Raw genomic sequence first — 23,590 nt, forward strand, 5'->3', positions numbered from 1 at the left:
GCCCGCAATGCGCCGCAGTAAGGAAGTACGGATCGAACGACCACAGACGCCATAAGCGTCACATAAAAGACACCGGAGACAGCATGCAAACGCACAAGCGGCGTGTGAAGACGCGCCACATCATCCTGGCGGTCATGTGCCTGATGTATTTCATCTCGTACATCGATCGTGTGAATATTGCCGTGGCAGGTCCGATCATCCGGCACGAAATGGGGCTGACAACAGTTCAGCTCGGCCTCGTGTTCTCGGCCTTTGCTTATCCATATGCATTCATGCAGGTCATCGGCGGCTGGCTGTCGGACAAGTACGGGCCGAAGCTGGTGTTGACGGTGTTGTCGCTGATCTGGGGCGCGGCGACGCTCGCCACCGGCTTCGCGGGCAGCGTGGCCATGCTCGTCCTGTTGCGCTTCGCGCTGGGCATCGGCGAGGGCGGCGCCTTCCCGACCGCGACGCGCGCCTTTACCTACTGGATGCCGGTAGCCGAGCGGGGTTTCGCCCAAGGCATCACCCATAGCTTCGCCCGGCTCGGCGGCGCGGTCACGCCGCCGCTCGTGCTCGCGGTGGTGGTAGCGGGCGGCTGGCGCGACGCGTTCATTCTGCTCGGCGTGGCGAGTCTCGCGTGGACGGTGCTGTACCTCTGCGTGTTTACGAATTCGCCGGAACAGAACCGCCGCGTGACGCCCGAGGAAACCGCTGAGATCGGCTATCGCGCCGGCGACTGCGAACGCGCCAAGCGTGCGGCCACGCCGTGGCGCAAACTGGTCCGGCGGATGTGGCTCGTCACGTTCGTCGATTTCTGTTACGGCTGGCTGCTGTGGGTCTATCTGACCTGGCTGCCTTCGTATCTGAAGGAGGCGCGCGGCTTCGATCTCAAGCAACTGGCGCTGTTCACGGCGCTGCCACTGCTCGCGGGCGTGATCGGCGATACCCTCGGCGGCGTCGTCTCGGACCGGCTCTACAAGCGCACCGGCCGGCTGCGTTTTGCGCGCTGCGCGGTGCTGGTGGTGGGCATGGGCGGCTCGCTCGTATTCCTGCTGCCAATGGTGTCCGCGACCAATCCGCTGATGGCGGTGGTGTTCCTGTCGGCGTCGTTCTTCTTTCTCGAGATCACCAATCCTGTGTTGTGGACCTTGCCGCTCGACATCGGCGGGCGCTACGCGGGCACGGCGGGTGGCATGATGAACACGGGCTTCGGTGTGGCCGGCATGATCTCGCCGGTGGTGTTCGGCTATCTGATCGAAACCACCGGCAGCTACAACGTGCCGTTCACGATTTCCGCGGGTTTGCTGGCGGTGGGGATCGTGGGCGCGCTGTTTATCGATCCGACCCGCACGGTCGAAGCCGACGAGGAGCGCGAGCGGCTCGAAGGCCGGCAACTGGACGACGGCATGCCCGCGTTTCTTCACGCGGGCGCCGCGGTGCGGCTGGAGCGGCATCATCTGCGCCGTCCGTTGCGCTGGCGGAGATAGGCGGCGGTTGCTCGGTGAAGGGCGGGTTGTTTACGCATTTATTGTGGGAGGCGCCGATCACACGAAGGTCCATCAGGAACCGCGCATTGCAACTGGAGATATCATATCCACAGTGGATGCAGCAGCTCCGCGACGAGTAACACGTGCTGACTCGAACTGATGGAATTCGCCATGAACCAGGACTCTTCCGGTAAGCCCCATGATCTGTCGTCAGGCGGCAGCCGCTACCATCAGGTGTATCCCAGGCTGGACGAAGCGCAGTTGGCGATACTGGAGCGCTACGGCGAACGGCGCAAGTTCAAAGCCAACGACGTCCTCTATTCCGAAGGCGACCGGCACACCGGGATGTTCGCCATTCTTTCCGGAACGATCGAGGCGACCCGAGGCTCCGTTCAAGGTCCCCGGGTACTGGGCACGCATGGCCCGGGCAGTTTCACCGGCGAAGTCGCCACGCTCGCGGGTCGGGCTGCGGTGGCGACGACGCGCGCGCTTTCCGATTGTGAAGTCATCGTCATCGATGAGGACTCGCTCCACTTGCTCGTTATCGCCGAAGCGGAGTTAAGCGAGACCATCATGCGCGCGTATATCCTGCGCCGGGTCGCCTTCATTCAGGGCCAGCAAGTCGGCTTGATGGTGATTGGCAGTACGTCTTCGGCACCCACGCTGCGACTGCGCCACTTTCTGAGCCGCAACGGCCAACCGTCGGCGTACTTCGACATTGTCGATCACACTGAAGCCAAAGAACTTCTCGCGCGCTATGGCGCTAGCGAAGCCGACATTCCGGTGGTGATCACGTTGCAAGGCGTCGTCCTTGTGCGACCAAGTCACCGGGCCGTCGCAGATGCAATCGGCCTGAGTCCGGACCGGCTCGATGGCGAGCGCTTCGACCTCGTTGTGGTGGGCGCGGGGCCTGCCGGGCTTGCCGCCGCGGTTTATGCCGCATCTGAGGGATTGAAGGTGGCGGTGCTGGATGCCAAGGCGCCCGGAGGGCAGGCGGGCACCAGTTCGAAGATCGAAAACTACTTTGGTTTTCCGACTGGCATATCGGGGCAGGCTTTGGCCGGCCGCGGCCTGTCTCAATGCCGCAAGTTCGGCGCCGAGGTCGGCGTGCCCATTGAGGCACTCACGATCGATTGCCCGGACACCGGATCGTTTCGCATTGGCCTCGATCATGACGAGCACGTGTTCGCTCGTGCTGTCGTCATTGCCACGGGTGCGCGCTACCGGAAGCCGGACCTTCCCCGTCTTGAGCATTTCGAGGGTCGCGGTATCTACTACAGTGCGACCTTCATGGAGGGCGGCTTCTGCAACAACGAAGAATTGATCGTGGTGGGTGGGGGGAATTCGGCCGGACAGGCTGCGGTGTTCCTTGCGCGGTTCGCGCGTCATGTCCACGTCGTGGTTCGTGGCGACGGGCTCAACGCGAGCATGTCGGCGTATCTGATCAGACGAATCGACGCGGCGGCCAACATCACCCTTCATACGCGCACTCAGATCGTCGAGTTATGTGGAGAATCACGGCTCGAGGCAATCCGGTGGGATCGGCAGGGCGAAATCGAATACAGGCCCATCCGGCATGTTTTTCTTTTTCTGGGCGCCGAACCCAATACCCGGTGGCTTGGCGATTGTGTCACCCTGGATAAGAACGGTTTTGTGCTGACAGGCGCCGATACCGGCGAAGACTGGACAGCAGATCGTCCGCCGCATGATCTCGAGACAAGCCGGCCCGGCATTTTTTCAGCCGGAGACGTGCGCAGTGGCTCTGTCAAGAGAGTGGCCGCTGCCGTGGGAGAGGGGGCCGCTGCCATTCAGGCGGTTCATCAATTTCTTGCCAGGGGCTAACGCCCGTTTGCGCGCGTCATCATTCATTCATTCATGCTCCTTCATCGTCTGCACCTGGGTGACCAGGGCCCTCTCGCGCCGACTCGAGGACGGCCTTTGCGGACGCGAACCAGGGCGCCGACTGTCTCCGGGTAGCGAATTTTGACAGGCGAAACAGCCTGCGCAATCGCGCCGCCGCGCTGCTTCCTTGTGCGAATATGATTCGCGGCTCGTCCATTCCGGAGGTTCTGCGTGAATCGCGACGATGCGCGCCGGCCCGCCGATTGCCGCGTTCGGCAATGCCGGCGGGTCGCAAACGCGAACCGTTCGATGCCGCCAATCACCACGGAGACACCATGACCCGACTTTTCAGCGAGCGCTTCCTGCACTCGCTCGAACCCGACGAGCGCGCGCTCGTCGACACCACGCGCCGGCTCGTGCGCGAAACGATCGGGCCGAGCGCCGATGCGCTCGCGCAGGAAGACGTATTCGCCGCCGACACGTTCCGTCTGCTCGTCGAGCATCGCATCATCGGCACGGCCTTTCCCCGCCGGCATGGCGGCAGCGATGCGCGTCAGCGGCTGCGGATCCGGCTGGTCGAGGAGCTCGGGCGCGTATGCAGCGCGGCGGCGTCGCTCGTGACAGGCGCGGACCTGTCGTGTCGCGCGATCGTCGCGGGTGCGTCCGATGCCGTCGCCGACCGGCTGTTGCCCGCGCTATGCAACGGCTCGATCCAGGCAGCATTCGCGCTGACCGAGCCCGGCGCGGGCTCCGACGTACGCAATCTCGCGACCGTAGCCGTGCGGGATGGCAACGGCTATCGCGTGAGCGGACGCAAAAAGTTCATCACGCGTGCCAATGTCGCCGATTGGTACGTGGTGATCGCGCGCATCCGCGGCGCAGCAGAGGCCCGCACACATGAAAGCGCGGTTGCCGGCACCGACGATCCGTTCGTCGCGCTGTTGATGCCGCGCGATGCGCAAGGGCTATCGGTCAGCGAGCCGACCGCGAAGCTCGGCTGGTTCGGCGTGCCGATCGCCGATCTGCAGTTCGACAACGTAAGCGTAGATGCGACCTGGCGGCTCGGTCAGGAGGGCGAGGGCTTCGCGCTGGCGCAGGACGCGCTGGTGCGCGCACGGCTCGGCCATGCTTCGATGGCGCTCGGCCGCGCGATGGGTGCGCTCGAAATCGCCGCGACCTACTGTTGCGATCGCAACGTGTTTGGCAAGACGCTCGGGTCGCATCAGGGCGTGCAGTGGATGCTGGCGGATGCGCTCACGCAGATCGAAGCCGGCCGCGCTCTGGTCGACGCCGCCGCGCAGAGCTACGACCGTGGCGACGCAGATGCGCCGGTGCAGGCGTCGATGGCGAAGATGTACGCCACCGATCTCGGCATGAAGGTTTGCACCGACGCGCTGCAACTGTCGGGCGGACGCGGCTACCTGAAAGCATTTCCGCTGGAGCGGTTCTTCCGCGACGCGAAACTGAACCAGATCGGCGAAGGATCGAGCGAAGTGCATCGCACGGTGATCGGGCGCGACGCCGTGCGACGCCTGGGCGACGAGGCGATGGAACGGCATCCGTGTCTGCCCGAAGGCATGCTGACCACCGACTTCTGATGCCCGCATCCGGCATGACGCCGCGCGACGATGCAGCCGCTCGCGCGCGGCGTCAACTGGAACAGCTAGATCACCTGCTCACGCTTCAATCGGTTCAACGTCACCTCGTCCAGCCCCAACTCCGCATACACCTCCGCGTTGTGCTCGCCGACCGACGGGCCACTGCGCGGCGCCGGCATCTCGCGTCCCCTCACGCGCGGCACGATGCACGGCGCGGGGATCGTGCCGAGATCGGGATCGGGTAGACGGATCACCGCGTCGCGCGCCTTGAAATGCGGGTCCGCGAGGATATCCTCGATCGTATAGATCTTCGTATGCGGCACGCCTGCGGCGGTGAGACGCGCGTCGAGCCGATCGAAAGGAATTTGCGCGAATGCATCGGCGAGCAGCGCATCGAGGGTTTCGCCGTGCTCGACCCGGCTCAGGTTGTCGCTGAAGCGCGGATCGTCGATCAGCGCTTCCATGCCGAGCATGGCGCAGAGTCGCCGGAAAATGGGCTGCGATGACGCGACCAGCGAGAACGACACGCCGTCCGCGCTCACGTACATGTTCGACGGCGCGGTGTACGTGGCGCGATTGCCGTGGTGCCCGCGCACGATGCCAAGCTGTTCGTGCTCGACCGCAAGCGGCTCAAGCATCCGGAATAGCGCTTCCGTCGCCGACAGATCGATCTCGACGCCCTGCGCGTGCGGATCAGAACGCATCCGCACCATCTCGGCTGAAATCGCGAATGCAGCGAAGATGCCCGCCACGGTGTCGCCGAGCGGAAAGTTCATGTGCAGCGGCATGCGTCCCGCTTCGCCGCAAAGATGCGTCAGGCCGCTCATCGCTTCGAAAATGCGCGCGAAGCCGCCGTTCTGCCGGTACGGCCCGGTCTGGCCGAAGCCTGTCAGACGCAGCACCACGAGGCGCGGATTCACCGCGTGCAGCGTCGCGACGTCGAGTCCCCATTCTTCGAGCTTGCCGGCGCGGAAGTTCTCCACCAGCACGTCCGCCTTCTCAGCGAGCTTGAGCAGCAGTTCACGCCCTTCGGGCTTGCGCACATCGAGCGTGATGCCGCGCTTGCCGCGATTGGTCACCTTCCAGTAGAGCGGCAGGTCGCCCTTGACAGGCTGCAATTTGCGCAGCGCGTCACTGCCATCGGGCAATTCGATCTTCGTCACGTCTGCGCCGAGATCGGCGCACAGCGCGGTGCCGAACGGCCCGGCTACCACAGCGGACAGATCAAGAATGCGTACGCCGGCAAGCGGTCCCTGTGACGGCGGATTCCGTCTGCTCATGGTGTCTCCTCCACGCGTAATGCGGTTTATGGATAGCGCTAAAGTAGGCGACCTTGGTGTCTCAGTTCAACTGGCATACCGCAGAGCGAAACACTATCCTGATGTTCTTGACCCACTCCGAACGGAATCCGACCATGGGATCGTCATCGTCGAAGCGGCCCGCCGCGCCCACGAAACACATGCAAACCCAGCCCATCTCGCCACCGAAACGTCGAACCGCACGCGCTGCCGCAACGTCGTCTGCGACGCGCGCGCCTGCCGTGGCGACTCCGCAGGCGTTGGCCACCTCATCGGCAAACGCACCCGCGAACGCACCCGCAAACGCACCCGCCACGACGAAGCGCACACGCGCCGCACTCAAGCCGACGGTGCGTCCCGGCGAACCGTTGCTGCCCGCGCCGCCCGACGACGATTCGACCGACCGGCAGTTCGCGATCAATCTCGCGCGCGGCCTTCAGGTGCTGCGCGCCTTCACGCCAACCGAGCCGATACTCGGCAACCGCGAACTCGCGGACCGTACCGGCTTGCCCAAGGCGACGATCTCGCGGCTTACATACACGCTCACGCTGCTCGGCTATCTGAACCGCAGTGAAAAGTACCAGCGTTACCGGCTCGGCCCCGGCGTGCTTACGCTCGGCTATCCGATGCTCGCGGCGATGCAGATTCGCCAGATCGCGCGGCCGTACATGGAGAGACTCGCGCGCGAGACGCGCTGCACGGTAAACCTTGGCATGCGCGACCGGCTGAACATCGTCTACGTCGATACGTGCCGCCCGGAGCGCGACAACAACGCTCATCCGGATATCGGCAGCACGCGTCCGCTGCTGTCGACCGCACTCGGCCGCGCTCTGCTGATCGGCGCGAGCCTCAACGAACGCACGGCAGTGCTGAACCGTCTGCGTCTGAACGACCCGCAGCGTTTCGCGCACGACCTGCCCGTGTGGGAAGCCGATTTCGCCGCGTTTGCGCAGCGCGGCTTCACGCATAGCAGAGGCGACTGGATCAAGGACATTCATGCGGTGGCCGTGCCCGTACGCCAGCCGCCGCACGAAGAAGGCATCGCGCTGAATTGCACGATCGTGAGCCGTCGTCTCGCCGACGACTGGCTCGAACGCAAGGTCGCGCCGCTGCTGCTGGAAACGGCGCTGCGCATCGAGCGCGCCTGTGGCGTGATCGACGCAAGCGGTAGCGCCGGTCACATGAGCTGAGCGCCGTTTTCCGGCGCACGAATTCAAAACAGACAAGGAGACACGATGATCCGGGACGCCGGCCAACTGAACGCGCTGCTTTCGCAGCTCTATCGCTTCGTGGTGGACGAGTGCATTCCACTCGAGGCCCAGGTCGATTGCGATGATGCGTTGCCTGAAGCGATTGTCGAGCGGATGCGCGCGCTCGGCTTGTTCGGCCACAGCATTCCGTCCGCGTATGGCGGCGCCGGGCTCACGACCGAGGAACTCGCGTGCGTGAACATGGTGGTCTCGCAGTGCGGCCCGGCGTTTCGTGCCCGCTTCGGCGGCAATACGGGTATCGGTTCCGAAGCGCTGATCGCCGACGGCACCGAAGCGCAGAAGCGCCGCTATCTGCCGCAACTCGCGAGCGGCGCGATGACCGGCGCGTTCGCACTGACCGAACCTGGCGCGGGCTCGGACGCCATCGCACTTGCCACGACGGCGCAGCGCGACGGTGACCATTACGTACTGAACGGCACCAAGCGCTACATCACGAATGCGCCCATCGCCGAGCTCTTCACGGTATTCGCGCGCACTGACTCCGGCGATTCCGCGTGCGTGGCATCTCCGCATTCCTGATCGAGCGCGGCACGCCGGGCCTGACGACATCGCCTGCGTACAAAATGATGGGGCAGCGCGGCTCGCCGGTCGGCGAAGTGCATCTGAACGATTGCCGCGTGCCTGCGTCGGCATTGCTCGGCGGTGAGCCGGGCAACGGTTTCCGCAGTGCGATGCAGGCGCTCAACAAGCAGCGCATCAATCTGGCGGGGCTGTGTATCGGCCCGGCGATCCGGCTGCTCGACGAAATGCTGGTGCGCGCACGCGAACGCGAGCAGTTCGGCAAGCCGATCGCCGAGTTCCAGCTCGTGCAGCAGCTGATCGCGCAGAGCAACATGGAAATTCACGCGGCTCGCGCGCTGGTGCTGGAGACCGCACGCGCGCGCGACCGCGGCGAGGATGTGACGATGACCGCTTCGATGTGCAAGCTCTTCGCGACCGAGATGTGCGGCCGTGTCGCCGATCGCGCGGTACAGGTTTACGGCGGCGGCGGATTTATCGCGGACAACGCGGTGGAGCGGCTCTATCGCGACGTGCGCCTGTTCCGTCTGTACGAAGGCACGTCGCAGATCCACGAACTGAACATCGCGAAGCTGACGCTGCGCGGCGAGCCGGACGATGCGCGGCATCGGCAGTTGCATCAGCCGCTGATGTCGCACGGGGGGGCACTATGACGCGCCTCGCTGCCACGGCCATCTGCCGCGAGCTCGGCGCGCGCTATCCGATCTTCGGTTTTTCGCATGAACCCGACGTGATCGTCGCGCTCGCGGAAGCGGGCGGTTTCGGCGTGCTCGGTCTGGCGCGCGAGATGCCGCACGAAATCCCGCAGCTCATCGAGCGCATCGAAGCGCGCCTCGCGGGCAAACCGTACGGCATCGACCTGATGTTGCCCGCGAACGTGCCGCAGGCGGCCGATATCGACGGCGTGCGCGCGCAGATTCCGCCCGCGCATCGCGCGTTCGTCGACGGCCTGCGCGAGCGCTTCCAGTTGCGCGCGCCGACGCGCCCCAGCTTTTTCACTACGCAGGTGCGCAGCGAGGCGCTGTTCGACGCGCAGATCGAAGCCGTGCTCGCGTCGAACGCACGCGCGGTGGCGACGGCGATCGGCATCCGCCCCGAGCTGATCGCGCGCGCCCGCGCGGCGGGCAAGTACACGCTGTCGCTGGTCGGAACGCCGCGGCATGCGCAGAAGGCGCTCGATCTCGGCGTCGATGGACTCGTCGCGCAAGGCTGCGATGCCGGTGGGCATACCGGCACGATCGGGACGTTCTCGCTGGTGCCGCAGATTGTCGCCGTGGCGCGCGGCAAGCCGGTGCTGGCGGCGGGCGGCATCGGCACGGGCGCGCAGATCGCCGCGTCGCTAGCAATGGGTGCGCAGGGGGCCTGGCTCGGCACGTTGTGGCTCGCCGCCGCGGAGAATCACACGCCGCCCGCGCTGCTCGAACGACTGATCCATGCGCAAAGCGCCGATACCATGATCACGCGAGCCCACAGTGGCAAACCGTGTCGCGTGGTGCGCAGCGCGTGGATCGACGCGTGGCACGAAACGGGCGCGCCCGATCCGCTGCCCATGCCATTCCAGCAGGCGCTGACCGGTTCGGACTTCAGTGCGATGCACGAGTTTGACGACGCAAACCTGATTTACGAGGCGGCGGGCCAAAGCGTATTCGCGATCACGCAACCGACGACAGTCGCCGCGCAGATGGCGCTCCTGATTGCCGAAGCGGACGCGGCGCTCGACGCATTGCAAAGCGCGATGACACTCACACCGGCGGCATGACGCGGCACCGATAGCCGGCTGCTCGAACGCGCTCGCACACACACAAAACAGAGGTGGAGACCACACATGAATGACAAAGCATCTATCCGTGCATGGCTGATTGTCGGCATGCTGTTTCTGTTCATGGTGATCAACTTTGCCGACAAGGCGGTGCTCGGTCTCGCCGCCGTGCCGATGATGCACGACATGAATCTCACGCCGCGCGAGTTCGGGCTCGTCGGCAGCAGCTTTTTTTTGCTGTTCTCGCTGTCGGGCATCGGCTTCGGATTCCTTGCGAATCACGTGCAGAGCAAGTGGCTGCTCGCGGTGCTGGCCATCGTGTGGAGCGCGGTGCAGTTTCCGCTCGTCGCGGCGAGCGTGAGCCTGCCGGTGCTGGTCACGTGCCGCGTGTTGCTCGGAATCGGCGAAGGACCTGCATTTCCGCTTGCGCAACATGCCTGCTACAAGTGGTTCGACAATGCGCATCGCAATGTGCCGAATACGATCGTGCAGCAAGGTGCGAGCGCGGGGTTGATGCTGGCCGGGCCGATCCTGTCCTATCTGATCGTGCATTACGATTGGCATCGTGCGTTCTTCGCGCTCGGCATCGTCGGCGTCCTGTGGACGCTGCTGTGGCTTGCGATCGGGCGCGATGGCACGGTCGGCAGCACGAGCCCTGCGGTGGATGCCGCCGCCGACGCGGCTGCTTCGACTGCTTCGACTGCTGCAACTGCGAACGAAAGCAGCACATCGTTCATGTACCGGCATCTGCTGCTGAACAAGACATTCATCGGCGTGCTGTTCATCTACTTCGTCGAATACGCAGCGATTTCGCTCGCGTTCACGTGGTTCGCGGTGTATCTGCGGCTCGGTCTCGGGTATTCGCCAATCGTGACCGGCTGGCTCTTCTCCTGCATCGTCGGCTCTTTCATTCCGTTGACGCTGGTGCTTGCGTGGTGGTCGCAACGCATGATTCGCAAGGGCCGTAGCTCGCGGCTCGCGCGCGGTGTGCTGACCAGCGCGTTCGCGATGCTCGGCGGCGTGATGTTCATCGCGACGTCGGCGGAATTGAGCCCGGCGTTGAAGGTGGTGTGTCTCGCGATCGGCGGCGCGACGAGCCAGCTCATCTTTTCGTTCGGCCCGCTGATGATCAGCGACATCGTGTCGGTGAAGCAGCGCGGCGCGCTGCTCGGCATCAACAGTTCGATCGGCACGCTGGCTGGACTGATCGCGCCCGCGCTAATGGGCGGCATTGTTCAAGCCCATCATGAGGCTTCGGCGATTGGCTACGAGCGCGGTTTTCTGGCGGTTGGCGGCATGTTGCTGGTCAGCGGCGCGCTGGGTCTTTTGCTGCTCAATCCCGAACAGACGCGAGAGCGCATTCTGGCAGCGGCACAACGGCGCTCGGCGCGCACGAATTCATCCGCGACACAGGGTGACTCGCACCGGGGGCCCGTGAGCGTCCCCTCGGATTGTTCATGAATGTCCACAAACGCTCGGCATCGGGCAGCGGGCAGCGGGCAGCGATCGGCCAGTTGAGTCCTTACCGGTTTCAGCGAACGCTACCGTACAGACTTGCCGTCCCGACTACGCGATGCTCTTCGTGTAAATCTGCGTGTATCAGCGATCGCCGACGTCGCTGTCTCCGGTTCTGACGTCGGGAATCTGCAGACTACAAGGGCATTGGAGCCGGAAAGGCGCAACACAGAGGCCATCGTGTCAGATCATCCCTCGTTGTTCCGTTGGTCGATTGGCTCGCCCGCCGCGCGTTGTGTGCATGTTGCGGACGGAGTTGCGCAACGCCCACAGGGCGGGTTCGGCTCCTTGTCCAATTACTCTTCAGCTGCCTGCTATCGCTTCGATGCACTACGGCGCAAGGACGAAATTCTTGCGATGGTGGCGCACGAACTTCGCGGACCGTTGACGCCGATTCAACTCGCCAGCCATTTCATCCGCAGAGCGTCGGCGGATCGTCCGGAGGTCCTACGGTCGGTCGACATGATCGACAGGCAACTCAGCCAGATTACCCGGCTTGCCGACGACTTGATGGACGCAACCCGGGTCGGCCACGGCGCACTTCGCACGAACATGGTTTCTATAGACGTTGCCGATTTCCTGGCTGCCCCCCTCGCGGCAGCCGCACTGGCAGCGGCCGAGCGCGCTCAAACTCTCGACGTGCAGATCGCGGATAGCACGTTGCGCGTTGAAGGCGATCCCGTCCGTCTCGCTCAGGCGGTCAACAATCTTCTGCATAACGCCGTGAAATACACGCCGGAACACGGTCGCATCGCCGTGAACGTGCTGGCGGACCGGGAAGTTCTCATCGTCTCAGTGAAGGACACCGGTCTCGGTATTTCGGATGCGCTCCTGCCCCATGTTTTTGATCTCTTTGCGCAATCAAGCAGAACGATCTCAGCGAGTGCAGGCGGCTTGGGAATAGGTCTTGCCGTCGTAAAAGTTGTAGCGGAGTCGCATGGCGGAACCGTGTCGGCGGTCAGTGCAGGTCCTGGAGCCGGTAGCGAATTCACTCTCCGTTTGCCCATCGTGGTGGAGCAGAGTGTGACCGAGGCGCTCGCCTGACGACGGTAACTCTCAGCGCTCGACATCGCGTATCAGATCGACGTGCTCGGCCTCGTGCGCAAGCTCAGCGAGGAGCGAGGCCTCGGTGTCGTGGTGGTATTGCACGACGTCAATATGGCCGGCCGTTTCTGCGACGATCTGATTGCGCTGAAAGGTGGTCAGCTACTGGCAAGCGGCAGTGCTGCCGAGATGATGCACGCCGAAACGCTGAGTGCGATTTATGGCATCACGATGGGCACGGTGCCGCATCCGCGTGGGGGCATGCCGATCAGTTTTGCGCATTGAGGGCGTTGCGTCCACCGGCGTGATACCGAGGCTGGCTAGTGCGCATAGCTATTCCGGCAGGTTCCGGCTCGCTCCTGCCGATGCGGTTGCGAGGACCACGAGCCATGCGCACATGCTCCGGAAAAGCGCGCTAAAGGATGCTGTCCAACGCCTTGGCAAGCCTCGCGACCGCGCCTTCGACGTCATGCAGTTTGTCCAGGCCAAATAATCCGACGCGGAAGGTCTTGAAGTCTTCAGGCTCGTCGCATTGAAGGGGAACGCCGGGCGCGATCTGCAAGCCGGCATCAGCAAATTTCTTGCCGGATCGTATGCCGTCATCGTCGGTATAGCAGACCACGACGCCCGGAGCCTGAAAACCTTCGGCCGCCACGCTTTTGAACCCCTTGGCGCTCAGGAGCGAGCGAACGCGCGTGCCGAGTTCAACCTGCTCCGCTCTCACTTTGTCGAAGCCATATGCCTCGGTTTCCTTCATGACGTCGCGCAGCGTCGCGAGACTATCCGTGGGCATCGTGGCGTGGTACGCGAACCCACCGTTCTCGTAGGCTTCCATAATCTGCAGCCACTTGCGAAGATCGCAAGCGAAACTGGTGCTGGTGGTTGCGTCGATTCTTTCGCGGGCGAGAGGGCTGAGCATGACCAGTGCGCAGCAGGGGGATGCGCTCCATCCCTTTTGCGGTGCGCTGATCAGGACATCCACGCCACTGGCCTGCATGTCCACCCAGACCGTGCCGGAGGCGATGCAATCCAGTACAAACATTCCGCCGACGGCATGAACAGCGTCGGACACCGCGCGTAAATAGGCATCAGGCAGCATCATCCCGGATGCGGTTTCGACATGTGGTGCAAAGACCAGATCCGGCTTGTTCTCCCTGATCGCAGCGACCACTTCTTCAATCGGCGGCGGTGCATAGGCGGCCTGCCTTCCTGGTTCGACCGGACGTGCCTTCAACACGATCGATTCAGACGGAATGCCGCCCATGTCGAAAATCTGCGACCAGCGGAAACTGAACCAGCCATTGCGAATCACCAGACACTTCCTGCCCGTAGCGAACTGCCGGGCGACGGCTTCCATACCGAAAGTCCCGCTGCCCGGGACGATAACGGCCGACTGCGCGTTGTAGACTTTTTTCAGGGCGCCGGAGATATCCCGTACGACTCCCTGAAAAAGTTGCGACATATGGTTGATGGATCGGTCGGTGTAAACGACTGAATATTCGAGGAGTCCCTCGCGGTCGACATCGGGTAGTAACCCTGGCACGTTCGCCTCCGGTAATAGACGAATAAATGAATCGAAAACAGATTCTAACGAAAACCACCTGCACTGGTATCGGTATCGGCCGGGACGCCCCGTTACCCCGATCCGGCAAGTTTCGGCCCGGACGCTGTCGCCACCCACGCAGGCAGGCGGCCGGAACCGGGTCTGGAAAGACGTAGGCGTTGCTGGTCGGGCAGGCGCTTCCAGACCGCTACATTTGTGTGTATGACTCCGGATGGCGGCCTGCTATTCTGTTTGAATTGCACGCTGCCCTATCCGCGGACGGCGAATTTCCTGATCGAGCGTCGTCATGAGATCGTCAGGCCTCAGGCTGCGCAGGTTCAGCTCGGCGGCTCAGGAACGCGCGTTCCGGTCGGACTACGCACGGCGCTTCTTCGGACAGCGCAGGCTGGCCATCACAATCTTCACCGCGTTGTGGGTCGTATTTTCCATCCGCGACTTCCCCCGGTTAAACGTACTCGATCCCGCCCATCTGCACCACAACGAGCTCATTTTCCTGCGAGTCGCCGGAGCGATCGGAATGGCGATTCCCGTGCTGTTCTGGAACCCGCGCGCACTCGATGAGCGTTGGGCCGTCGGGCTGCTCAGTGTCTGGACGATCAGTTGCTGGTTCACCACCCTGAGAATGCTGCAGTTCTATCCGGGCGACCTTGGCTGGCGGGAAGTCTATCCGGTGCTGATGCTTTCGCTTTTCGTGATATTCATGGCCTTTCGGCTTCGGGTCATCACGGCGGCCTGGCTGATCGGGATATGCATCGTCAGCTATCTGATCATGCTTTATTTCAAACCCGTCGGCGGGAGTGTCGAACTGCGCGTGGAGTCGGTCGCTGCGCACGCCACGATGCTGCCGTTGATGGCTGTCGTCGGTGTACTGCTCAGCATCCCGCTGGAACGCGCCGCAAGGCGCGAATTCATGTACCGGCGCACCTTGCGCGCGGCCAAGGCGCGCGTCGAAGCGGCGTCGCGTGCGGTCAACGAGCAGAACAGACGCATGCAAGAGCTCGTCAAGGAGAAAGAGCGGTTCTTTTCGTCGGCGTATCACGACATCCAGCAGCCGCTCGCCGCAATCAACCTTTTCATCCGAAGCGCCCGGACGAGGATCAGGGACGGGTACGCCGTGGATCGCGAGCTCGACGTCATCGAGGAGACCGCGTCCGACATCCTCGACATGTTCAAGGACATTCAGGACTACAGCGAGCTAGGCTCATATGTTCCCCATGTCGTACCGGTCGATACCCACGGCCTGTTGACCGAGGTCTTCGAGCAATACCGGGAGACGGCCCGATTGCGTGGCATCGATCTAAGGATCGCGGGGCGGCGAGGGACCCCGCCGTCCATCGAGACCGACCGATCGCTCTTCAAGCGGTCCGTATCGAATCTCGTATCGAACGCGATCAAGAACACGTCATCGGGTGGCGTTGTGCTTGGCTGGGTACAGCTGAATGAACGGCTGCGCATCGATGTATGGGATACCGGCATCGGCATTGCGCCCGCCCATCGGGACGCGATCTTCTCCGAGTACTATCAGATCAACAATCCCGGGCGCGACCGCTCGAAAGGGCTGGGACTGGGGCTGTCGATCGTGCAGCGTGCGATCCATATTCTGCCGGGACACGGCATGAGTTTCGCCTCCGTGGAAAGGCGCGGATCGCGCTTTTCCCTTTACGCGACGGTGTCGGCATCAACCCCGACCGTCGGGGCAAAGGCTCAGGATGGCGACGTCTACATACCCGATCTCGCTGGCACGTTCATGCTCCTGTGCGACGATGAACCTACCGTGCTCGAAGGCCTGAGGCGTCTTTTCTCAAGCGCGGGCGCGCTCGTGCACGCCGCCGAGTCGATGGCTGGATTCGAAGCCATCCTTGCCGATGACAGCCGCATTCCCGATCTCATCGTCGCCGATATCCGTCTGCGCGAAGGCGCCACCGGCAAGGAGGTTGCTGATCGGATCAGGCGTCATTTCGCGTGGGCGGGCGTGATTCCCGTCGCATTTATCACCGGCGAGCTGCTGTCCGATCACATCCTTCGCGACTTTCCCGAACCGTTCGTGCTATTGCGCAAGTCTTCCGCCCCCAAAGACCTGCTGGCCGAGATCAGTCGGTTCGTGAGCGCTCAGCGGAAGATGAATCTCGATCTCGCGAACGACTAGTGACTGAAGGCGTTCTGAGCGCGGTGCTCCTTTGGGTACGCTCGATTCGTCTAATGATGGGTGAAAACCGCCACTTTTCAGGCGACGCCCTATAGATCAGCCGCCAGTGTGTACTATCCGACCTGAAGACATCGGACGATCACGACTGATCTAGCCATCCTCCGATGTGTAATCCAGCTCGGCTCGAAGACGGTTCTGGGAGACGATGGAATGCGCGTACTGATCGTCGACGACCATGAACTGTTCAGAGCCGGATTGGCGCTTCTACTGACGGAACTCTTTCCGAACATCGAGTTGCTGCACGCGAGCACATTGTCGCAGGGGGTGAATCATGCACTTTGCGAGCTCCTGAACATCGTTTTTCTCGATCTCGACCTGCCCGATGGCCACGGTTGCAACGCGCTTGCCGAATTGAAGGAATCGCGACCGTCGTTACCGGTGATCGTGATATCGGCCGATGAGCGCGTGGAAACCATCAGTCGATGCATCCAGCTTCGCGCGATGGGATACGTGCCCAAATCGTCGCCGCCTGAAGCGCTTCGGGCGGCGATAAGCGCGGTGCTTGCCGGGGGCGTGTTCCTGCCAGCCTCCAGTATCGCGAGCCTCAGTCGTGATATGGACACTGATGAGGCGCCGGCAAATGGACCTGGTGATAGACAGCCTGGACAGCCGCGCGTTAAATCGGAAACGAGCAATGCATCCGAGCTGGGACTCACACCGAGAGAGTTCGAAACGTTGGCGTGGCTGGTGCGCGGACTGCCGTCCAAGGCCATTGCCGTGAGAATGGGGCTCGAGGACATTACGGTACGGAAATACGTCAGTCATCTGCTCGCGCATTTCAATCTGCGGCGCCGTACGGAACTCATCGTCATGCTGGCGAATAGCGGGATCAAGCTCGGCGTCCCGCCGGTCACGGATCCGGCGCTTGACCGAAGCCTTCCGGCCGTTGGGGGACAACCAACCGACTGACTTCAGCCAGCGTGCTTTCTGGCGTGGAAGACTTGTTTAACAGCACGATGCTCAACGCCCTCGTGCGTAGCCACAGCGCGATAAAAACAAAATAACAGTTCGCCACCCCTACCATCAGCCACAAATGTATCAGCGACGTGACGTGCGCTCGCCCCGCACCTGAACAGTTCAGGAAGGAGCGCCGTCGGGAGGCGAGTATCCGACATGTCATCGTAATCGGACGATGACAGTGCATACATCTTTCGCCGACGATTGCTGTCCCCATGCCTACGCATGTGCGTTGCGACGGCGGTTCGCCTGACCAAGAATGAATATGACAGCAACGCTGAGGGAGCATTCGTCGAGTGCACCCGCAGCGGTTGGTCGTCGTGATGAGCTGAACCGGCCTTAACGAATCGCATGAATGGAAACTCAACGTAGATAAAGGAACCAACATGAAATCACCACTGATAGTCGCATCCGCTGTCGTGCTGTTTGTCATGGCCGGTGTTGCGCATTCGCAAGGCACACCGCAAGCCTCTCAACCCGCCCCCCAGGAAAACGCCGGAACACAGGCCTCTGACCCGAGTGCGGGGATGGAAGCATACGGCGGTACGCCCGACACACAGGTACAAAGCGGTGCAAAACATGCCAGACCGTGCCGGATGGATCCACAATGCAACGTTTTTTTCGGAGGGAGCTAACAAAGGTCTGACGGCGCGCGAGCCATGACTGGAAAGTGCCCGATACCCGTATTGCGAACGGGACGAAATCCCTGGTACGGCTTACCGAGTTCGCTGTCACTCTTTCAGATGGCGCCTCCTGACAGGGGAGGTGCCTCGACACGCGGAGAGGCGCGACGGCTTCCGGAGCAAGCGGAATGGGCGTCATAACGAGCATTTGGACGGCCGCAAGCCCGGCGTCGCTAACGCATCCCGTTGATGACGAAAAGGTGAAGAAATGAAAGTGCAACCCTCGGCTGTAACCCTCGTGCTGTTCCTGCTCACCGCGGCCGGCGCTGCCGACTCTCAGGAAATGCAACCGTCAAATGTCGCTAGCCACTCATCCAGTTCGCAGCCGATAAATTCATCGCAGCGGGCGATGCCGATGGACGGCGACAGTCCGTAGGACTATGGAGCCCAACCGGGTGGACGCAATGGTTACGGCAAAACCCGAGACGGTCAACCGTGCGTGGTGGGCCTGTCGTGCGATATCTATCAGGGGAGCTAACCGGGGTGGCTGTGTCGCGACAAGCTAACCTTTTTTGTCGGCGAACACAGCAGCGTCATGCCGTCCTTGCCTTTTCGATTTGTTTAACTATAGTGTTAAATATCAACCGGAAGGTTTATAAAAGGAGGCAGCCATGAACGAACCGCATCAACGTCCTTCGCTGGGTGCGTCGGTGTACTACAAGGACCCGTTCGCCGCCCTCGATTGGCTCGAGAAAGCGTTCGGCTTCGAGCGTCAGATGGTCATCACGGAGAGCGACGGCCAGTTGGGCCATTCGGAAATGCGTTTCGGCGACAGCTACGTGATGGTCTGCCGGGAATGGTCGGAAGACGCCGCGAGTCCGGCTTCGATCGGCGGCAAGAATACGCAATCGGTGCACGTGCAACTGCGCGAGGGCATCGACGAACATTGCGCCCGTGCGCGCGCCGCGGGTGCCGTGATCACGCGCGAGCCGGCGGATCAGTTTTACGGCGACCGCGTCTACGCGGCGCGTGATCCGGAAGGGCACGTCTGGAGCTTCGGTCAGACGGTGCGCGAGGTGTCGCGCGAGGAAGCCGAACGCGTGAGCGGCCTGAAAATCGAAGGATGGGTGTAACCGATGGGACTGCCAGCCAGGGTCTCGCTCGACCGCACGTTGGCCGCGCTGGCCGATCCGAACCGTCGTCAGGTGGTCGATCTGCTCGGCCGGCAGCCGATGCGCGCGGGCGAACTTGCGCAAGCCACCGGCCTCTCGCCGCAGGCGATGAGCCGGCATTTGCGGGTGCTGCGTTCGAGCGAACTGATCGAAGAATCGCACGACGGCGTCGACGCGCGCGTGAGGCTCTACGTGCTGCGATCAGCACCGATGAGTGAACTCAAGGCATGGCTCGAACAGACCGAAGCCGTGTGGTCCGAGCAATTGCTGTCGTTCAAGGCGCATCTGGAGCAGCAGGCATGAGTTCACGCGTGCAGGTGTCGCTGCGCGTCGCGGCCACCCCGCAGCGCGCGTTCGATGTGTTCACACGCGAGATCGGTAGATGGTGGCGGCCAAACGGGCTGTTTCAGTTCACGCCGAAAGGCGGGGGCGTGCTGTCGTTCGAGCCTGCGTCAGAGTCCGGCGAACCCGGACGCCTCGTCGAAACTCAGCAGGACGGCAGCGTGTTCGAGATCGGCAGAGTCACGACCTGGGAGCCGGGCGAGCGTCTGGCATTCGGCTGGCGTCAGGCCAGTTTCACCGAGGCGCAGCACACGCATGTCGAGGTGCGTTTCGAAGCGGTGGGTGACGAAACGCGCGTGACAGTCGAGCATCGCGGCTGGGATACCGTGCCGCAAGAACATGTGGCGCGCCACCATTTCCCCGAGCGCGTGTTTCTGTTGCGGCACGGCGAATGGTGGCAGGCTTTGCTGGCGTCGCTACGAATTGAAGTGCAAGCCGCTGTTGCGCCATGAGGCTGAAAAGCCAGCGTGCTGACGATCAACGTGCAGCGATAGCCACCGCGCCACCGCGCCGCCAAGCCGCCAAGCCGCCAGGCTGGCGCGTCGGCATTCAGCGTGTCGCGATAGCGGCGGCCACACCGGCCATGACCTTCGGTTCAGTGCGAACGCGACCCCCTTTCAGTGAGCCCGCCACCTCCGGTTGGCGAAGCGCCACACGGCGCTCACCAGCAACGATCCGACACCGAGCGAGACACCGAGCAGCACAATCGAACTCATATGATCGCGTACCAGCGGCACGTTGCCGAACAGATAGCCGGCCGCCACCAGCGATACGATCCACAGCGCCGCCCCGGCCGTGACGAACGACACAAAACGCGCGAACGTCATGCGCGAAACGCCGGCGACGAACGGCGCGAAAGTGCGCACGACGGCAATGAACGGCGACAGCAGAAAGGTCAAGCCGCCGCGTGCTTCGTAAAACGCATGCGCTTTACGCAGCGCCTGCTTGTCGAGCCAACGGTAGTTGGCCGTGTAGACTTTTTCGCCGATCGCGCGGCCGATTGCATAGTCGACGATGCTGCCCGCCACGGTAGCGGCGAACAGCACCGGGATCACGAGCCAGACGTTCAGCGCGCCGGTCGCGGCAAGACCGCCGCAGATGAAGATCAGTGGATCGCCAGGCAAAAAGAATAGCGGCAGAAAGCCGATCTCCACGAACACGACGAGAAACAGCATCGCGTAGACGGCGGTGCCGTATTGCACGATCAGGCCGCTCAGGTGCTGGTCGAAGTGCAGGGCGACCTGCAGCACATGCATGAGATCCATCTTGGTTCGAAAGGGATTGGGGTGTTCGGGAGTTTAGTCCCGTGGCGGCGCGGGCACTTGTTTATTTCGTGGCGTTGATGTCAACATCGGGGGGTGTCCTCCGAAATCGCGCTTAAAGAACGCGACGAACCACCTATGCAACATGCTTCCAAGCTCACGTTCCGCCTTGCCGCGCCGCACGATGCCAACGCTATCCGTGCGATCGAATTCGAGGCCGGCCAGCGCTTTGTCAGCGTCGGCATGACCGGTATCGCCGACGCGCCGCCCATGGAATTGGAACTCGTCAACCGCAAGATCGACGCGCGGGAGATTGTCGTCGCCGTGGATGCCGATGAGGCCTGCGCGGGGTTCGTGATGTTCGAGCCGCAGCCCGGGCGTTTTTATGTGCAGGAGCTCGATGTACTCACGTCGCATGCCGGGCAACGTATCGGCGCGGCACTGATCGAGCAGGTCGCGCAACGCGCACGTGCGCAACAGGTCATGCAACTCATCTTGTCGACGTTTCGCGAGGTGCCGTGGAACGCACCGTACTATCGACGGCTCGGCTTTTGCGATATCGAGGAGGCCGATCTCGACGCCGCGCTGATTGCCCGGCGCGATGCGCATATCGCGCGAGGGCTCGACGAATCCAGGCGCGTGTTCATGCGGCGTGATCTGGCATGAGGGTAGACGTGGACCTGAGACGTGAGCGCGTGGATCGCTCGTAGCGCGGGCAGTGCGTGCTGTACGCAACGGCCAACGCAAAAAAACGCGGCGGGCGTGACCGGACATCGTTCCGGTCCCACCCGCCGCGTGCTGTTGCAGCGTGCTACGAATAACCAGCCGCTTTAGCGAAGCAGCTTAAACCCGAGAAGCTGCCTTCAGCTGCTTATTCCACCGTCTCCAGCGTCGGATAATCCACATAGCCGACTTCGCCGCGTGCATAGTACGTGGCCGGATTCGGTTTGTTCAGCGGCGCATTCGTCTCGAAGCGGCGCACCAGATCCGGATTCGCGATGAACAGCTGACCCCACGCCACCGCGTCCGCTTCACCCGCGTCCAGCACTTGCTGCGCGGTTTCCTTGGTGAACTTTTCGTTCGCGATGTACGGGCCGCCGAATGCCTTCTTCAGTTGCGGGCCGAGGCGGTCGTCGCCGAGCGCTTCGCGGGCGGCGATGAACGCAATCTTGCGCTTGCCGAGTTCGCGTGCCACATAACCAAAAGTACCCGCCGGATCCGAATCGCCCATGGCGTGCGCGTCGCGGCGCGGTGCGAGGTGAACGCCGACACGGTTCGCGCCCCAGACGTCGATACATGCGTCGGTGATTTCGAGCAGCAGGCGGGCGCGGTTTTCGATCGGGCCGCCGTAAGCGTCGGCACGCGTGTTGGTGCTGTCCTGCAGGAACTGGTCGAGCAGATAACCGTTCGCGCCGTGCACTTCCACGCCGTCAAAACCTGCTGCCTTGGCGTTTTCGGCGCCTTTGCGGAATGCGTCGACCACACCGGCGATTTCATCGAGTTCCAGTGCCCGCGGTGTCACGTACGGGCGCTCCGGACGCACCAGACTCACGTGACCTTGTGCCGCGATGGCGCTCGGCGCGACCGGCAGTTCGCCGTTCAGGAACAGCGGGTCCGAAATACGGCCGACGTGCCACAGTTGCAGGAAGATCTTGCCGCCGGCTGCGTGCACGGCGTTCGTGACGAGCTTCCAGCCTTCAACCTGTTCTTGCGACCAGATGCCCGGCGTGTCGGCATAACCGACGCCTTGCGGCGTGACCGAAGTGGCTTCGCTGATGATCAGGCCCGCCGTGGCGCGTTCGGCGTAGTACTTCGCCATCAGCGCGTTCGGCACGCGGATTTCCTCGGCACGTTGACGCGTGAGCGGCGCCATGATGATGCGGTTGGACAACGTAATGTCGCCAATCTGGAGCGGATCAAAAAGAGTCGGCATATGAGTTCACCTCAGGTAGCGGGCGCGTGGCCCGAGCCTTTAAAAAACTGCGCAATGAAATAAACGAAATAAGCGAAAAAACGCGGCGACGTGGATGACGCGCTCAGAGCCCGGTATTCATGTGCTCGAGAAAGGCCTGAATGACGGCCTCGTTGCGTTTGAAAAACACCCATTGACCAACCCGCTTTGACGTGACGAGGCCCGCGCGCTGCAAGGCGGCGAGGTGCGCCGACACGGTGGACTGCGACAGGCCGCAGCGCGCATCGATCTTGCCGGCACATACGCCGTGATCGAGCGGCAGATCCTGGTCGGCGAAGTGCGCGTACGGCTCGCGCAACCAGCCGAGAATCTCCCTGCGCACAGGGTTGGCAAGCGCTTTGTGAATCGCGTCGATATCGAGCGTCATGTGGATCGGTTTTCGGGGCTTCAACTCAAAACAACAGGCACGCTTGCCGCCGGCTAACGGCCGGGGCATCGCATCTGCATCGCTACAAGACGAATTATATATCGTAATTTAACGATATGTGTGAAGGCACTACTGGCGGTGGGGTCGGTAGGTGCGGGGATTTCGTCTTGCGCACGCATGGTTACGCGAGAGGGATACCAGCAGGATCGCCAGCAGTCCGTACCGACCAGGTAGCTCGGTGGAATGAAGCGCGCGTCCGTGAAGCGCGCCGCCAGCGATGCGCGCATCGCTGGCCCGGCCGGGGCAATCGAAGAAAAATCACCCCAGCCTGGAATACGGCACGGCTGGCCCTTCAGTCATTTCATCCGTTGCGCACGCACGAGTCTGATTACCGCGCGTGGACGCGCCCAATCCGGCTGCTCCGGCATTTGCCACGCGGCACGCAGCAGGCGCAGAAATCCGGCTTCTCCTTCGGAGATATGCCTGTCCGCATGAATGGCTTCCTTGCACAGCTCGATGACGTCACGCCGCATTTGCCAGTCCTGCACGTCGGCCGCGAGTTGCACGACGATGACGGGATCGAGCCTGCACGCGTCGCCCCAATTCAGATAGGTGGCGCAAGTCAGGTCTTCGCACAGCGCCTGCACGACGGGCAGAAACTGACGCGGGCGCAACGACAATCGCTGTTCGATGCCGTGGCGATGGAGCGCGTCGAGTTCGTCCACGCCCACGTGGCCGTCCGATAGTAAGCAGGCCGCGACGATGCGGGCTGCGGCTTCAGGGCTGTCGCATTGATAGTGACGCATGTCG

Annotated in this window: 20 protein-coding genes and 1 pseudogene; 15 read left to right on the top strand and 6 right to left on the bottom strand. The window is 62.7% G+C overall.

Annotated features, from left to right (window positions below; translation table 11 throughout):
* Positions 1-83: 83 nt before the first annotated feature.
* The 3 genes from PQR53_RS24035 to PQR53_RS24045 all read left to right on the top strand — a co-directional run bounded on the left by PQR53_RS24035 (position 84) and on the right by PQR53_RS24045 (position 4,909).
* Complete coding sequence (locus PQR53_RS24035) at positions 84-1,469, top strand: MFS transporter (RefSeq protein ID WP_408459365.1); 1,386 nt, start codon at positions 84-86, stop codon at positions 1,467-1,469.
* A 171-nt stretch (positions 1,470-1,640) separates the two neighbouring features.
* Complete coding sequence (locus PQR53_RS24040) at positions 1,641-3,311, top strand: FAD-dependent oxidoreductase (RefSeq protein ID WP_408459367.1); 1,671 nt, start codon at positions 1,641-1,643, stop codon at positions 3,309-3,311.
* A gap of 335 nt (positions 3,312-3,646) precedes the next feature.
* Positions 3,647-4,909 carry an acyl-CoA dehydrogenase family protein gene (locus tag PQR53_RS24045; protein WP_408459370.1) on the top strand — a complete coding sequence of 421 codons (1,263 nt, stop codon included), beginning with the start codon at positions 3,647-3,649 and terminating at the stop codon, positions 4,907-4,909.
* Between the two features lie 65 nt (positions 4,910-4,974).
* On the opposite strand, the gene PQR53_RS24050 is transcribed toward PQR53_RS24045, so the two are convergent.
* A complete protein-coding gene (locus tag PQR53_RS24050; RefSeq protein ID WP_408459373.1) occupies positions 4,975-6,189 on the bottom strand; it encodes a CaiB/BaiF CoA transferase family protein in 1,215 nt (404 codons plus the stop codon).
* Positions 6,190-6,557: 368 nt separating this feature from the next.
* Between PQR53_RS24050 and PQR53_RS24055 the strand changes: the two genes are divergently transcribed.
* The 6 genes and pseudogenes from PQR53_RS24055 to PQR53_RS24080 all read left to right on the top strand — a co-directional run bounded on the left by PQR53_RS24055 (position 6,558) and on the right by PQR53_RS24080 (position 12,600).
* A complete protein-coding gene (locus tag PQR53_RS24055) occupies positions 6,558-7,397 on the top strand; it encodes an IclR family transcriptional regulator (RefSeq protein ID WP_408459536.1) in 840 nt (279 codons plus the stop codon).
* A gap of 45 nt (positions 7,398-7,442) precedes the next feature.
* Positions 7,443-8,650 (top strand): annotated as a pseudogene (locus PQR53_RS24060) (acyl-CoA dehydrogenase family protein).
* Positions 8,647-9,756, top strand: a complete 1,110-nt coding sequence (locus tag PQR53_RS24065) for a nitronate monooxygenase (RefSeq protein WP_408459376.1) — start codon at positions 8,647-8,649, stop codon at positions 9,754-9,756. The pseudogene PQR53_RS24060 and the gene PQR53_RS24065 overlap by 4 nt, the downstream one beginning before the upstream one ends.
* Positions 9,757-9,822: 66 nt before the next feature.
* Positions 9,823-11,217, top strand: coding sequence for an MFS transporter (locus tag PQR53_RS24070; RefSeq protein ID WP_408459379.1), 1,395 nt, complete (start codon positions 9,823-9,825; stop codon positions 11,215-11,217).
* A gap of 234 nt (positions 11,218-11,451) precedes the next feature.
* Positions 11,452-12,315, top strand: a complete 864-nt coding sequence (locus tag PQR53_RS24075; protein WP_408459382.1) for a sensor histidine kinase — start codon at positions 11,452-11,454, stop codon at positions 12,313-12,315.
* A gap of 42 nt (positions 12,316-12,357) precedes the next feature.
* Positions 12,358-12,600, top strand: coding sequence for an ATP-binding cassette domain-containing protein (locus PQR53_RS24080; protein ID WP_408459385.1), 243 nt, complete (start codon positions 12,358-12,360; stop codon positions 12,598-12,600).
* A gap of 130 nt (positions 12,601-12,730) precedes the next feature.
* Here PQR53_RS24080 and PQR53_RS24085 read toward each other — a convergent pair whose 3' ends face one another.
* The gene (locus tag PQR53_RS24085) at positions 12,731-13,858 is read right to left on the bottom strand and encodes an aminotransferase class V-fold PLP-dependent enzyme (protein WP_408459388.1); all 1,128 of its coding nucleotides are present in this window, start codon (positions 13,856-13,858) and stop codon (positions 12,731-12,733) included.
* Between the two features lie 307 nt (positions 13,859-14,165).
* Here PQR53_RS24085 and PQR53_RS24090 point away from each other — a divergent pair, with 307 nt between their 5' ends.
* From PQR53_RS24090 to PQR53_RS24110, 5 genes are all read left to right on the top strand, one after another.
* Positions 14,166-16,025, top strand: a complete 1,860-nt coding sequence (locus tag PQR53_RS24090; RefSeq protein ID WP_408459391.1) for a hybrid sensor histidine kinase/response regulator — start codon at positions 14,166-14,168, stop codon at positions 16,023-16,025.
* A 210-nt stretch (positions 16,026-16,235) separates the two neighbouring features.
* Positions 16,236-16,994 carry a response regulator transcription factor gene (locus PQR53_RS24095; RefSeq protein WP_408459394.1) on the top strand — a complete coding sequence of 253 codons (759 nt, stop codon included), beginning with the start codon at positions 16,236-16,238 and terminating at the stop codon, positions 16,992-16,994.
* Positions 16,995-18,336: 1,342 nt separating this feature from the next.
* Complete coding sequence (locus PQR53_RS24100) at positions 18,337-18,798, top strand: VOC family protein (RefSeq protein ID WP_408459397.1); 462 nt, start codon at positions 18,337-18,339, stop codon at positions 18,796-18,798.
* A 3-nt stretch (positions 18,799-18,801) separates the two neighbouring features.
* Positions 18,802-19,140, top strand: a complete 339-nt coding sequence (locus PQR53_RS24105; protein ID WP_408459400.1) for an ArsR/SmtB family transcription factor — start codon at positions 18,802-18,804, stop codon at positions 19,138-19,140.
* The gene (locus PQR53_RS24110) at positions 19,137-19,631 is read left to right on the top strand and encodes an SRPBCC family protein (protein WP_408459403.1); all 495 of its coding nucleotides are present in this window, start codon (positions 19,137-19,139) and stop codon (positions 19,629-19,631) included. Before PQR53_RS24105 ends, PQR53_RS24110 begins: the two co-directional genes overlap by 4 nt.
* Before the next feature lie 165 nt (positions 19,632-19,796).
* Here the strand turns inward: PQR53_RS24110 and PQR53_RS24115 are convergent, their stop codons facing one another.
* Positions 19,797-20,444: a VTT domain-containing protein gene (locus PQR53_RS24115; RefSeq protein WP_408459406.1), complete on the bottom strand. Its 648-nt coding sequence runs from the start codon at positions 20,442-20,444 to the stop codon at positions 19,797-19,799.
* Between the two features lie 135 nt (positions 20,445-20,579).
* Here PQR53_RS24115 and PQR53_RS24120 point away from each other — a divergent pair, with 135 nt between their 5' ends.
* Complete coding sequence (locus PQR53_RS24120; protein WP_408459409.1) at positions 20,580-21,107, top strand: GNAT family N-acetyltransferase; 528 nt, start codon at positions 20,580-20,582, stop codon at positions 21,105-21,107.
* A 205-nt stretch (positions 21,108-21,312) separates the two neighbouring features.
* Here the strand turns inward: PQR53_RS24120 and PQR53_RS24125 are convergent, their stop codons facing one another.
* From PQR53_RS24125 to PQR53_RS24135, 3 genes are all read right to left on the bottom strand, one after another.
* Complete coding sequence (locus PQR53_RS24125) at positions 21,313-22,374, bottom strand: alkene reductase (RefSeq protein WP_408459412.1); 1,062 nt, start codon at positions 22,372-22,374, stop codon at positions 21,313-21,315.
* 103 nt (positions 22,375-22,477) lie between these two features.
* Positions 22,478-22,780, bottom strand: coding sequence for an ArsR/SmtB family transcription factor (locus PQR53_RS24130; protein ID WP_408459415.1), 303 nt, complete (start codon positions 22,778-22,780; stop codon positions 22,478-22,480).
* A gap of 356 nt (positions 22,781-23,136) precedes the next feature.
* Entirely contained in the window at positions 23,137-23,586 is a 450-nt protein-coding gene (locus tag PQR53_RS24135) for a tellurite resistance TerB family protein (protein WP_408459418.1), read from the bottom strand.
* Between the last annotated feature and the right edge of the window lie 4 nt (positions 23,587-23,590).

It is taken from the genome of Paraburkholderia fungorum, assembly GCF_046027605.1.
GTDB classification, from domain to species: Bacteria; Pseudomonadota; Gammaproteobacteria; order Burkholderiales; family Burkholderiaceae; genus Paraburkholderia; species Paraburkholderia fungorum_F.